Here is a 12,726-nt window from a genome sequence, read left to right on the forward strand (position 1 = left end):
CTCCAGTCCGGAGCCGACGGCGTTTTGAAACGGATGAACCGGCCGTACACCGCCGTGCGCGCCCGGGAGAATATCCTCTTCGCGAAGGGGCGCATCCCGCGACTGGGGCTTGGATTCGACGTCATGGTCGGCTTCCCCGGCGAAACCGAGGCCGATTTCGCCCGGACGGTGGAGGCCGTCGAAAAAACCGCGAGCTACCTCCTCGTCTTCAGCTTCTCCCCCCGGCCGGGGACGGCGGCGGAAGGCTTCACCGACTGCGTCCCGCCCCTGGTGAAGAAAGAACGCTCCCGCGTCCTTCGGTCTCTATCGGCCGAGTTGGCGTATAATTTCGCCGAGGAAAATATCGGCGCCCGCGTCCGGCTGCTGGTCGAGCGGCGGAGGGGTCCATCCGGGAGGCAGGTGGGCGTCACCGGCAACTACCTGCGCGGCGAGCTGGTGGACGCGCCGGAGGGCCTCGGCGGGCGGATGATTTCGGGGGAGGTAGTCGGCCTCCACCCCGACCTGTCTCTCACCCGTCCCGACCACGGCCCGGCCACAGTGCTGGTCCGGTATCTGGAGGTTGTGCCCTAGGGCGACGGAGTCGAAAACAACGAAGCGACTCTCAATCTCCGTCGTCTCGTCCGCGGCTCCGCCGTTCTTTTAAAACCCGCTCGACCGATCCGCCAAAGGTAAGGCCGTGGTCCGCGAAGAGAACCTCATCCTCGACGCCCGGCACCTGAACGGGAACATCTTACGCCTGGCGCTCCCCGCCGTGGGGGAGATGGTCCTGCAGACCATGGTGGGCGTCGTTGACACCATCATGATCGGCCAGGCGCTTGGGAAGAACGGCGTGGCGTCGGTGGCCCTCGGCGGCGGCGTGGTCTGGCCGGTTCTCTTCCTCCTGACCAGTGTTGGGGTGGGGACCACGGCGGTGGTGGCGCGCCTGTGGGGCCGTCGCGACCGTGACGGGGCGCGGTTCATCGGCGGCCAGTCCATGCTTGTGGCCCTCGGCTTCGGCCTCTTCCTCTCCGTGATAGGCCCCTTCCTCCTCCCCCTGCTTCTCTCGCTCTACAAGGCCGAGCCGTCGGTGATGGCCGACGCCGCCTCGTACATGCGCATCCTGTGCTACGCCGGCCTGCCGTGGGTGGTGACCATGGTGGGCGCGTCGGTGATGCGCGGCTTCGGCGACAACGTCCGGCCCCTGGTCATCACCCTCATCGCCAACCTCTTGAACGTCGCCTTCAACTACGTCTTCATCTACGGCCTCGGTCCCATCGAGCCCATGGGGGTCGCCGGGGCCGCCCTCGGCTCCTCGCTCTCCATGACCGTCGCCGGGGTCGCCACGGTGGTCATCCTCTACTTCGGGTTCACCAAGGAGCGGCTGAAGGTCACCGAAACGGTGCGACCGGACTGGTCCGCCGTCCGCCGCATCTTCCACGTCGGCACGCCGGCCATGTTCGAGCAGGGCGTTTTCCGCGTGGGGCAGATGGTCTCCGTCTGGATCGTGAGCCAGTTGGGGACGGTGGCTCTGGCGGCCAACCAGGTCGGCATCCAGGTGGAGAGCCTTTCCTTCATGCCGGGCTGGGGGCTGGCGCTGGCCTCCACGACCCTGGTGGGGCAGTACCTGGGCGCGGGGGAGCCGGAGCTGGCGGAGAAGGCGGGCTGGCGTTCGGTCATCGTCGCCATGGTCCTCATGGGCGCGATGGGGGTGGTCTTCGCGCTCTTCGCCCGCGACCTTGTGGGGGTCTTCATAGACGAGAGCGCGACCGGGTTCAAGCTCTTGCACACCGGCGCCGCGGCCATGGTGCACTCCGGGCAGGGCTGGTTCGAGAAGGTGCCCGCCCTCTTCCCACCGGCGCCTTCGGGCCAGGTGCTTTCCACCGGCGCGATGCTCATCACCATCGCCGCCCTCGAGCAGCCGGCGCTGGCCATCATGACGACCCTGACCGGCGGCCTGCGCGGGGCGGGCGACACGCGCTGGACCCTGGCCTTGGCCGCCATCGGCTTCTGGGGGCTGCGTATCCCCTTCTCCCTTCTGGCCGTGTACGTGTTCAAGTGGGGGATCGTCGGGTTCTGGGCCCTGTCGGTACTGGCGTTCTACATCCGCGCCGGGCTGTCCTATTGGCGGTTTGCCGGCGGCAAATGGAAGCGGTTGAAGGTGTGAGGGTCTGCGGTTTCAGCTTCGTCCGCAACGCCCTGGAGAACGACTACCCCGTCGTGGAGGCGGTGCGGAGCGTCCTGCCGCTCACCGACGAGTTCCAGCTGGTGGTCGCCCGTTCCACCGACGGCACGCTGGATTTTCTCCGAGCCGAGCTCGCCGACCCGCGCGTGGTAATCACCGAGGCGCCCTGGGATGAATCGCTGCGCACCGGAGGCCGAATCCTGGCCCGGCTGACCGACATCGCCCTGGAGCGCTGCACCGGCGACTGGGGCCTTTACGTCCAGGCCGACGAGGCGATACACGAACGCTACCACCCGGCCGTGCGCGCCTGCATGGAGCACCACCTGGCCGACTATGAAGTCCAAGGGCTCCTGTTCCGCTTCCGCCACTTCTACGGTGGCTACGGCACCATCCACACCGGGCGGAAGTGGTACCGCCGCGAGGTGCGGGTGATCCGGCTCGGCATAGGGCTGAAATCCTGGGGCGACGCCATGGGCTTCCGCTTCCCCAACGGACGGAAGCCGGGGGTGGTCTGGGCCGCCGACGCGGAGGTATTCCACTACGGCTGGGCCCGCCCCGAGGGGTCCTTCCGCGTCAAGCAGCGGAGCTTCACTCAGCTCTACGTGGACGACGACACTCAGCTTGAGGGGCAACTCACCGGACCCGACGAGCCGGTTTATAAAAACTCGCGCTACATCGTCCCCTTCACCGGGACCCATCCGGCGCCGATGTCGGCGCGTGTCGCCGCCGCGCGAACATCGCTTTTTGCCGGGGGCATAGCTCGCTGCGCTCGGTTATCCGGCCCCTATACTGATACGTTGGGTCGGCGCGCGCTGGAGTGGATCGAGCGCCGCCTTGGGGTGCGCTTCGGCGAGGCGAGGAATTTCCGTCTCCTGCGGGGAAAGCCGGGCCTCGCCGGGTATCCCGCCGTACCCCTGCCCTTCGACGAGCCCCCCGCCCTCTGACGGGCGTCGCGCGATAAAAAAAGGATGGCCGGGCCATCCTTCTTTCGTAAGCGATTCCATCAAAGACAGTAGACGTTCACGAAGAGGAAGCCCTTCACGTCGGGGTCCAGCCCATCATGACCCAGGGGGAAGGCGATGGGCACTTCGATGTGGAACGAAAGCCAATCGGTGACGCGGGCGGTGATCCCCGGCTCGAAGGTGATGGAGAAGACGCCGGAGGGTCCGAAACCTTCCCCCGTGGTGAGGGCGTCCCAGGGGGCCTGTTGGTATTCGGCGCCCAGGAGGGCGGTGACGTAAAGCTCGTGCAGGGTGAAGTTGGAGCGCCAACCCGTGAAGACCCCGGCACGCAGGTTCCAACCGTCGTGGATGTCGGAGTAGAGGTACGAGACGCGCCCGCCGACGTAGAACCAGTGGTCGTAATAGCCGACGTCCGCGCGGGGACCGATGTTGAGGAAGCCGTTAAAGGCCTGGACGACATTCAGCATGACGCCGCCCTTCAGCTCGAGGCCGGTTCTCCTCCCCGCCGTCACGGGGGTGAGGAGGGCCAGGATGATTACGCAGGCGATAATCCTTCGCATCCCGCATCACCACCGGGGCGCGTGAAAACACGGCCCCACAGGTTCCTTTCCGTGGTCAAGCTCGCGCTACCTTTTCTGCTCAGGCGGCCGGTGGGGGAAGTTCGACTCGGGCCTGGGCTCCGGCTTCGGTTCGACCTTGCCCTTCTCTCCGCCGCCGCCACCCGGTTTCGCCAGGTTGACCAGAGAAGCGAGGCGGTTCTTGTACCCCTCGGACTTGCCCATGTCTATGAAACCATGGACGATAGCCTTCTCCGCGATGGTCAGCGACTCGGTGCGAACGTCGCCGATTATCTCGGCGGTCTCCTCGATCTCGGCGGACATGGGCGAGACGAGGTTGCCGTGGATCTTCCCACCGATGACGCTGCGGTTGGCCTCCACCTCGGCCGTGACCTCGGCGGAGCGGCCCACGTAGAAGGCGTCGCACTTGATGGTGCCCTTGAAGATGCCGTCAATGCGGAGGCTGCCCTGGACGGAGATGTTGCCCTCGAAGATGGTGCCCTCGCCGACGATGGAGTGCACGCCGGAGGATCCGCGGTCGAACTTTTTCTCTTCTTTGGTCATCAGGCCTCGCTTTACTGGGATGGCTGCCGTAACTTGTTGAAAAGACTATTCCTCTAAAAACGGCGTGGGATCTATGGGGATGTCGTCCCGCCGTATCTCGTAGTGCAGGTGGGGGCTCGTGCTGGCTCCTGTATTTCCGGAGAGCGCAATGTGCTGACCCCTCACAACCTTATCTCCGACCTTGACCAGGAGCTTGGAGTTGTGGCCGTAGGTGGTGGTGTACCCGGAGTCGTGGCTGATGACGACCTTCAGTCCGTAATGCCTGTCCTCTCCGGCGAAGACGACCACTCCGGCCGCCGTGGCGGAGACCTGTCTCCCCTCGTCGCAGGCGAGGTCTATTCCGGCGTGCTTGTCATCCCCGGCGGGAACGAATCCCCGCGTTATCCAGCCCCGCAGCGGCCAGCCCTGGGGCGTGGACAGCCCCTGTACCGCCGCCCGGGCCACGTAAGCCGCCAGTTCGCTGGTCCTCCCTTCGGTGAGCCGCGCCGCCGGACCGGTCGGGAATGTGCCCTTGAGTCTCTCGGAGAGATCGAGCGCTTCCGGCTCCTCGCCGGGCACGTAAGGCACCGCCGAGGTGAGTATCCTCTCCGCCTCCGCCCGCCGCTCCTCGGCCATGTCAATTCCCAGCATACCGCGCAGGCGGCTGACTATCTCCTCGCCCAGGGTCATCTCCCGCTCGAGGTCCTCGACCAGCGACAGCTCCTTCCGGAGATCTTCGTTCTCGACCCGCAGGCGTTTGAGCTCGACGAAATTGAACTGGTCCATCCCCAGTGTTATCCCGAAGGATAGAAGAACGGTGATGACGATGGCGGCGAAGGCGATCAGGCTCACCAGGGAGGCGCCGATTATAAGGGCCCTCCTCTTTAGCTCGGTGAGCCGGAAAATCCTGTGCCTCCCCGTCGAACGGGGGATGATGTGGATTTCCCACTCTGGCTGTTTTTTGCCCAATGTGGTCAACGCGCGCGCGAGCGTCCGGGATGTGCGTTTGTTTGCGGAGCCGGTCGCCTCTTAGCCGGGGGACCGGCCGGTCAGCTTTTCGATGATCCCCGCCAGCTCGTCGGGGGAGTAGTACTCGATGATTATCCGCCCGCGCCCCGTCTTGAGGTGGCGAATTTTCACCTGTGTGCCGATCCGGCGCTGCAGCTCTTCCTCGAAGAGGACGAGGTCGGGGTCCCTCTTAGTTTCCCGCCGGGTCTTAGACAAGGGGTTTAAACCCCTTGTTCCACCTTCCCCGCTTCCGGGCTCGGTCGGGGTTTCGCCGGGGGCGTAGCTCGCTTCGCTCGGTTCGCTCGGTTCGGCCGCCGCCTGATCGGCGATGAGCATCTCCAGTTCGCGGACCGTCAGGTCCCTTTCCACGACCAGCTCACCCAGGGCCTGCGCCACCTCGGGGGGTTCCAGGGAGGCCAGGAGCCTCCCGTGCCCCGGGGTGATGAGCCCCGCGTCCAGTAATTCCCGGACCTTCTCCGGCAGCTTTAAAAGTCTCAGGGTGTTGGAGACTTGCTCCCGGGAGACACCGAGCCCCCGCCCCAACTCGGCCTGGGTGAGGCCGAACCGCTCGATCAGCTCCTTCAACCCCTGGGCCAGCTCGATGGGCCGCAGGTCCTCCCGCTGGAGGTTCTCCAACAGAGTCAGGGTGAGCGCGTTGCGATCGTCCACGGCGCGGACGATGATCGGAACCCGCTCGAGCCCGGCCATCTTGGCGGCTCTCAGGCGCCTCTCGCCGGCGATGACCTGATAACGGCCCTCCTCACCGGCCTTTGGCCGGACCAAAATCGGCTGGAGGATGCCCTGGGCTCGGATAGAGGCCGCCAGCCCCTCCAGGCTCTCGGGGGGGAAGTACCGGCGCGGCTGGAGGGGATTCGGCTCGATACGGTCGAGCTCAACCTCCCCCTCGGCCGGCACGGCTCGCCGTCCCGGGGTCGTATCGGCCAGGTTGCCCAGGAGGTCGTCCAGCCCGCGGGCCAGCCCGCGCCTGGGATCCCGGGGGCTCATCGCGCCCCTGTCGGTTGAAGCATCAGCTCCTGGGCCAGCGCGATGTAGCTCTGGGCCCCCTTGCTGGCGAGGGCGTACTCGATGACCGGCATCCCGCGGCTCGGCGCCTCGGAAAGCCGCACGTTGCGCGGGATTACGGTCTGGTAAACCTTGTCCTTGAAGTGCCGGCGAACCTCGGCCTCCACATCGGTGGAGAGGCGGGTTCTCGAATCCCCCATCGTCAGCAAAAAGCCCTCTATCTCCAGGGGGTGGCCGAGGCGCTTCTGAACGTACTCCACCGCCCGCAGGAGCTGGGTCAGGCCCTCCAGGGCGTAGTACTCGGCCTGGACCGGGATAAGGATGCTCTGCGCCGCCAACAGGGCGTTGAGGGTCAGAATGCCCAGGGACGGGGGGCAGTCGAAGATAACGAAGTCGAAATTTGTGAGCCGGTTCACCGCTTTGGAGAGCCGGTAGGGCGCGTCTTTCGCGTGCAAGAGGTCGCGCTCGAGGCCGATCATCTCGGGGACGCTGGGGGAGATGAAGAGGTATTCGGAGTCTGTGGGCCGGATCGTCTCCTCCAGGTCGACACGGTTTAGAAGAGCGTCGAGAACGGTGGGCCTGGAATCCCTCTCGAATACGCCCAGCCCCGAGGCGGCGTTCCCCTGGGGGTCAACGTCCACGATGAGCACGCGCCGTCCCGCGGCGGCCAGGGAGGCCCCGAGGTTGATGGCGGTGGTGGTTTTGCCCACACCGCCCTTCTGGTTGGCGATGGCTATCCGTCGGCTCATTTACTCCGCCACAGGAGTCTGCGCGGGCTGTAATCCTCGGGATGGGGGAAGAGCTCGGCGTAGTTCGCCCGGCTCCACCCCTCGGGCGCGGTCGTGCCCGGTCCGGTGAGGGCGATGTAGAGGCCCCCCGTCGTCAGATGGGGAGCCGCCTTCCTCCACCCCTCCTCGGGAGGCCAGACGGCCCGGGAGAAGGCGGCCCGCCAGAGACGATGTCTACGCGGACCTTCCTCGAGTTCCTCCAGACGGGCGTTCTCGACCTCGAAGCCGCCGGTCCCCCGGTCGGCCAGGAGCGCCGCCACCCGTCGCAGGAAGCCGGCCTTGCGCGTGTTGGACTCGACCAGCACCAGGTCTAAACCGGGTGCCAGGAGGGCGAGGGCAACGGATACGAGTCCGGCCCCGGCTCCGAGGTCAGCCACCGTTTGCCGGGGGCATAACTCGGTTCGCCGGGGGCGTAGCTCGGTTTGCCCGGGGCATAGCTCGCTTCGCTCGCTTCGCTCGGTTCCGTAGCCGGCCTCTATAATCCGGGTCAGCGCGGCGGCGTCAACCAGGGCGTCGGCGAGGAGATCAGCGGGATCGCTTGTGCGGGAGACCAGATTGATCCGGCGGTTCCACCGGACGATGAGTTCCAGGAATTCAACGAGTGTCGCCGACGAAGGAACGGGCATCACGCTCTCGACAACCTCGAGGGCGCGGCTGAAACGCGGCGAGTCTAGCACATCTGGGGTCGAAAAGTCCACCGCATCACCGTGTCCAGGACACGTCGGTCTCGAACTCCGGGGTGTTCGTCACCCGGCGAATGAAGTCCCCCCCGAAGGTGAAAATACACAGGTCGCTGGTGCCCTCCTGGTCGCTCACGACGCAGATGTACTCCCCGTCGGGGGAGAAGCAGGGCGAGTACACGTTCCACTCTTCGTTCTCGATGACCGTACCGTGCTCGGTGGGGGAGTCGAAGTTGCAGTAGGCTATCTCGGGGTTCCCGTTAATCATCGTTTCGTAGATGACGTACTTCCCGTCGGCCGAGAAGCTGGGTTTGGAAACGTCGCCTTCCTCGTCGGTCAGGCGCCGCAGCGGTTCCACGCCGGTCATGTCCACGGCGTAGAGATCGTAGGCGCCCGGCTGATCGCTCGCGAAGGCGACGAAGCGCCCGTCGGGCCGGACCACCGGATCGGTGTCGTTGGACTTGGAGTGGGTCAGGCGCTCCGGTTCCTGGTCCAGGTTTTCCAGGTCGAGCTTGTATATCTCCAGGTCGCCGCTGGGATCGGAGGCGTACACGACGTACCGCCCGTCGGGGGTCACCGAGGGGGAGATGTCCCGCGCCTTGTCGTGGGTGAGCTGGGTGATCTTGGGTTCGGGCCCGGGTTCGACCAGCACCAGTTCGTAGTTCCCGTAGATGTTGGCCACGGCCACGAATCTTTCCCCGTCGGGGAGTATGCAGGCGTCTGAGATGGAGCTGGCGCCGCGGAGGGTCTCTTTATCGGTGAGCACCTCCCGGTTCTCGCCCTGGGGGTCGATCCGCATGACGTGTATTCCGCCCTCGTACGCCGTGGCGTAGACTATCTTCCCCGCCAATTGGAGGTAGGGGTTGACGCTGGGTCCGCAGCCCACGATTGCTACCAGGGCGAGGGACAGGGGGATGAACAGTTTTTTCACTCCGGCTCCTTCCCGGTGGAGAAGAGTTTCGCCGCGGCCAGGGCCGCGCCGTACGCGACCGCGTAGCTCGGTTCAGGCAGCACACGCACCGGCAGCCCCAGAGTGGCGAAGGCTTCCCGGAGCGCCGCCACGACCAGAGCGTTGTTGGACACGCCGCCCGCCAGGACCAACCCGCCGTTCCCAGGCATCCCCGGTCGTCCGGCCAGAGCCGCCAGGGGGACGACGCGCGCCGTGATGGAGAGCGCCGCCGCAGCGGCCAGGGCGCGCGGGCTCATCCCGGACGCCAGGTGCCCCACCAGCTCGCTCTCGGCGAAGACGCCGCAGGTCGCCGAGAGAACCAGCCCCTCCGCCTCGTCGAGCCCGACCGTTTCCCACTCTTCGAGCCGGAGCCCTATCCTCGCCGCCGCCAGCTCGAGGAATCTCCCCGTTCCGGCGGCGCAGCGATCGTTCAGCGCGAACCCCGCCGGACGGCCGTCGGGCGTCAGCCAGAGGAACTTGGCGTCCTGTCCGCAGATGTCCAGGCAGGCCGCCGCGTCACGGTCGAGGGCCCGGGCTCCCAGAGCGAGGCAGGTTATCTCGGTCAGCGTCCGATCGGCCCCGGGAACCAGCCGCCTGCCGTACCCGGTGCCCACGGTGAAGCCAGGCCTCCCGACCGCCGCGTCGGCGATGACGTCCCGTGCGGCGGATGCGAAATCCTCGCCGGTGGGTCTCAGGGACCGGCCGATTATCTTACCGCCCGCCAGAGCGACAGCCTTGGAGGTCGTGGAGCCGATGTCCACCCCGAGATGGAAAACTGCCGTCGCCTGGGTATTGCTTACGGGCACGTTGGTAGATTAACATACTACCCCTGTTCAGGGTAAGCTGCGGGATGCATCTGGAACCCACCGGGACGATATGGCGTAGCTATTTAATCCCTCATCCCTTTCGTAAAGCTCAGGAGGAACCATGCGTAACGCTCTTTTATTTGTGCTTCTCGGCTTCCTGGCCCTGCCGGTTCTGGCCGGCGTGCGGATAGGCGTGCTCTACTTCGACGTCGCCGCGCCGGACGACACCTACGACTACCTATCCACCGGCATGGCCGAGATGCTGATGACCGATCTGGCCAACCAGCCCGACATGACCGTCGTCGAGCGGGAGCGGCTGGATCAGGTTCTGGCCGAGCACTCCCTGTCGGGTTCCGGCGTCACCGACCCCGGAACCGCCGTCGAGCTGGGCCGCATCCTCGGCCTGGACCTGATGGTCATGGGCTCCCTGACGGTGGTCGAGGGGTGCATGCGGCTGGACGCCCAGGTTCTCTTCGTGGAGTCGGGGGAGGTGGCCGGCGGCGTGCGGGCCGAGACGACCGATACCGGCGGCGTTTTCGAGATGGTGGACCTGGTCTCCCGCCAGCTCGTGGATAAAATCCGCTCCCTGCGGTACGGCAAGGGGTACACCCCGGTGGTCTTCGTGGACCCGAACTCTGACGCGCCGCGAGTGGACGTGGCCTTCTTCGTGGATACCACCGGCTCCATGGGTGATGAGATCGAGGTTGTCAAGCAGGAGATGCGTAAGATCGCCGTGAACATCGCCCAGGGCACCCCGTCCCCCGCGGTGCGCTTCGCCATCGTCGTGTACCGTGACCGCGGCGACGAGTACGTGACCCAACTCACCGACTTCACCTACGACATCCTCGCCGTCCAGGAGGTCATAGACGCCATCTACGCCGGCGGCGGCGGCGACGAAGAGGAGAGCGTTTTCCGCGCCATGGACGACGGCATCAACGATCTCTCCTGGGACTCCAACCACGAGGTGACCAAGCTCGCCTTCCTCTTGGGCGACGCCGGTCCCCACGAGTACTCCGACGAGTACTACACCCTGGACGACGCCGTGGATGACGCCAACGACCGGGGCATCTCCATCTTCGCCATCGGCTGCTCCGGCCTGAGCGCCTACGGCGAGAACTCCTTCAAACAGGTGGCCTTCGGCACCAACGGATCCTTCGAGTACCTGTCCTACCGCAAGACCTACGTGGACGACTCGGGCCGCGTGGCGAGCTACATCTACGAGGGCGACCACGTGTACGACGAGGAGGCGGTCCACCGTGAGCTCGCGGATTCGGGCGTCATAGACGAAGACACCTCGGTGTTCGACGTTGGCGTGGCTCGGGCCACCGTGGCCGAGGAGGCCATCGCGGCGGGCGAGGTGGACAAGGATACCGAGGCGTACCACTCGGGCGGCGCCGTGGGAGGAGTAACAGCCTCCCCGACCTCCGTCTCCGACGACACCCGCGATCGGGCCGAGACCACGGCCGCCGAGAGAGCGTACACCGGCGATGTATCCGGCACCGAGACGAGTGTGGACAACAACCTCGACAAGCTGGTCACCCAGGTGGTCCAGTCCAACGTGGCCAGCCGCAGCGGCGTCACTTACGACATGGGCCACACCCAGGCGCGCATCCAGGTCCGCCAGGGCGATCAAGTTTACTGGATTCCGGTCACCGACTCCCGCCAGCTGGCCCGCCTCGAGGAGGCCGCCGGGACGGGCGAGACCGTCTGGCTGGCCGCCGGCGTCAAGGACACCTCGGGTGAGGAGGGCGCGGAAGCCCCCATGGCTTTCCGCTCCGGAAGCCTCACCGTATTGGACAGCTCCGCGGACGCCCCGACCATGACCCAGCGCTCCCTGGCCGACCTCGAGGAGGACCCCACCTACTACATGAACAACGGCCTGGGCGACGAGAACCAGTGGTCCTTCGAGGCTGAAATTATGGCCATCGAGTACACGGAATAGCGCCCATTCCCGATAAAAAAAGCGGCCGGTTTCCGGCCGTTTTTTTCATCCCTTGACTTCACCCTATCCCCGCCGGACCTTTAGCGTTCCGGCACTGACCGGGGGGTCGGCGGTGACCTGGTACCTTGACTCACCCTACTCCTGCTCGGCCTCCAGCATCTCTTTGACCTTCATCAGCCGCGTCAGCGTCCCCCGCTCCCTCTCTCCCAGCTTGAGCCCGATGTAGCGGATGGTCTCCTCCAGGTTCGGGATCAAGATGTATTCCAGGGCGTTGACCCGCTGCCGGGTGAGCTGAATCTCCCGGGCCAGCATCTCGATGGAGTTCTCCAACTCGGCCAGGTTCAAGAGCCGGGGCAGCACCCCGCGAAAGCCCTCCACCGCCAGGTCCAGCTCCGGCGGCGTCGTCGCCAGCCCGTAGGCCAGCGCGTTACCCTCCAGGGTCACCTCCAGGGACGGCACCTTGAGGTTCATCACCTGGCGGGTGGCGGTTTTCACCTCGCCGGTGACCTTGGGCAGCGCCAGGGCCGTGGCTGTGGTCTGCTCGTCCATGAGCGCCCGGGCGATGACGAAGCCGGTCATGGCCAGCCGGAGCTCTTCCTCCACCTGAAGGCGCAGGCCCTTGGCACGCTCGATGAGCGCGAAGAAACGCCGCAGGAGTTCATCCTGCTTGTCCTTGAGGAGCTTGTGGCCGCGCCGCGCTATCACGAGGCGCTTCTTCAGCCGCATCAGCTCCATGCGGGTGGCGTTGACGTCCAGAATCACGGGGCACCCCTTCCAGGGGTTCTGGGGACAAGGGGTTTAACCGAGCGAAGCGAGCTATGCCTCTGACAAAAACCCTTGCCTCGGGAGAGATTATAGAGGTTTGCCCCGACGACGGTCAAGGACTCTCCACCCCCCACTTTTTTCTTGACCATTTCCCCTCCGTGGCACTATCATTTCCCTTCTGTAGGCTGAACCGTCTCTCCTCCTCCCCCCAAGGAAAGCCCCGGATGGTTCGGCCTACTCCCCCCAAAGGGGCCGGTTCTTAACCGGCCCCTTTTGAAGAGGATGGCGGATTCTCCTGGGTCGTAACCCGGTTTGGTCTGCTCAAACGGAGGGGCCGGTATTTTGGCCGGCCACTTTTCACTATTAATACCGGGATGTAGGGCGGGGGCTCCGTACCCCGCCCTATTTTCAATTATGAAACCGGGCGGCACACGGAGTTGCCGCCCTACGTATGGCGTAGATAGTTTTTCGTAGGGGCGGGTCTCCTGACCCGCCCGCGGCGGCCCGCAGAGGGGCCGCCCTACATCGCGCCGATTGAGATG

The 12,726-nt window shown here is 65.7% G+C and carries 13 protein-coding genes; 4 read left to right on the forward strand and 9 right to left on the reverse strand.

Features of this window, described 5'->3' with window-relative positions; genetic code table 11:
• From NTW26_09960 to NTW26_09970, 3 genes are all read left to right on the forward strand, one after another.
• A partial coding sequence (locus NTW26_09960; GenBank protein ID MCX7022575.1) for a tRNA (N(6)-L-threonylcarbamoyladenosine(37)-C(2))-methylthiotransferase MtaB occupies window positions 1-570 on the forward strand: 570 nt, incomplete at its 5' end.
• A gap of 106 nt (window positions 571-676) precedes the next feature.
• The gene (locus NTW26_09965; GenBank protein MCX7022576.1) at window positions 677-2,143 is read left to right on the forward strand and encodes an MATE family efflux transporter; all 1,467 of its coding nucleotides are present in this window, start codon (window positions 677-679) and stop codon (window positions 2,141-2,143) included.
• Window positions 2,122-3,105, forward strand: a complete 984-nt coding sequence (locus NTW26_09970) for a hypothetical protein (GenBank protein MCX7022577.1) — start codon at window positions 2,122-2,124, stop codon at window positions 3,103-3,105. The genes NTW26_09965 and NTW26_09970 overlap by 22 nt, the downstream gene beginning before the upstream one ends.
• A 59-nt stretch (window positions 3,106-3,164) precedes the next feature.
• Here the strand turns inward: NTW26_09970 and NTW26_09975 are convergent, their stop codons facing one another.
• The 8 genes from NTW26_09975 to NTW26_10010 all read right to left on the reverse strand — a co-directional run bounded on the left by NTW26_09975 (window position 3,165) and on the right by NTW26_10010 (window position 9,477).
• Entirely contained in the window at window positions 3,165-3,683 is a 519-nt protein-coding gene (locus tag NTW26_09975; protein MCX7022578.1) for a hypothetical protein, read from the reverse strand.
• Between the two features lie 66 nt (window positions 3,684-3,749).
• The gene (locus tag NTW26_09980; protein MCX7022579.1) at window positions 3,750-4,244 is read right to left on the reverse strand and encodes a polymer-forming cytoskeletal protein; all 495 of its coding nucleotides are present in this window, start codon (window positions 4,242-4,244) and stop codon (window positions 3,750-3,752) included.
• A 45-nt stretch (window positions 4,245-4,289) separates the two neighbouring features.
• Window positions 4,290-4,859: a M23 family metallopeptidase gene (locus NTW26_09985; GenBank protein MCX7022580.1), complete on the reverse strand. Its 570-nt coding sequence runs from the start codon at window positions 4,857-4,859 to the stop codon at window positions 4,290-4,292.
• 393 nt (window positions 4,860-5,252) lie between these two features.
• The gene (locus NTW26_09990; protein ID MCX7022581.1) at window positions 5,253-6,236 is read right to left on the reverse strand and encodes a ParB/RepB/Spo0J family partition protein; all 984 of its coding nucleotides are present in this window, start codon (window positions 6,234-6,236) and stop codon (window positions 5,253-5,255) included.
• Entirely contained in the window at window positions 6,233-7,003 is a 771-nt protein-coding gene (locus NTW26_09995; protein MCX7022582.1) for a ParA family protein, read from the reverse strand. Before NTW26_09995 ends, NTW26_09990 begins: the two co-directional genes overlap by 4 nt.
• Entirely contained in the window at window positions 7,000-7,740 is a 741-nt protein-coding gene (locus NTW26_10000; protein MCX7022583.1) for a class I SAM-dependent methyltransferase, read from the reverse strand. Before NTW26_10000 ends, NTW26_09995 begins: the two co-directional genes overlap by 4 nt.
• 4 nt (window positions 7,741-7,744) lie before the next feature.
• Window positions 7,745-8,653 (reverse strand): hypothetical protein, encoded by a 909-nt coding sequence (locus tag NTW26_10005; protein ID MCX7022584.1) that lies wholly within the window; start codon window positions 8,651-8,653, stop codon window positions 7,745-7,747.
• Window positions 8,650-9,477: an acyl-CoA dehydratase activase gene (locus NTW26_10010; protein MCX7022585.1), complete on the reverse strand. Its 828-nt coding sequence runs from the start codon at window positions 9,475-9,477 to the stop codon at window positions 8,650-8,652. Before NTW26_10010 ends, NTW26_10005 begins: the two co-directional genes overlap by 4 nt.
• Before the next feature lie 121 nt (window positions 9,478-9,598).
• Here NTW26_10010 and NTW26_10015 point away from each other — a divergent pair, with 121 nt between their 5' ends.
• Window positions 9,599-11,419 carry a VWA domain-containing protein gene (locus tag NTW26_10015; GenBank protein ID MCX7022586.1) on the forward strand — a complete coding sequence of 607 codons (1,821 nt, stop codon included), beginning with the start codon at window positions 9,599-9,601 and terminating at the stop codon, window positions 11,417-11,419.
• Window positions 11,420-11,554: 135 nt separating this feature from the next.
• Here NTW26_10015 and NTW26_10020 read toward each other — a convergent pair whose 3' ends face one another.
• Window positions 11,555-12,181, reverse strand: a complete 627-nt coding sequence (locus tag NTW26_10020) for a V-type ATP synthase subunit D (GenBank protein ID MCX7022587.1) — start codon at window positions 12,179-12,181, stop codon at window positions 11,555-11,557.
• Window positions 12,182-12,726 lie beyond the last annotated feature (545 nt).

It is taken from the genome of bacterium (assembly GCA_026398675.1).
GTDB lineage: Bacteria > RBG-13-66-14 > RBG-13-66-14 > RBG-13-66-14 > RBG-13-66-14 > RBG-13-66-14.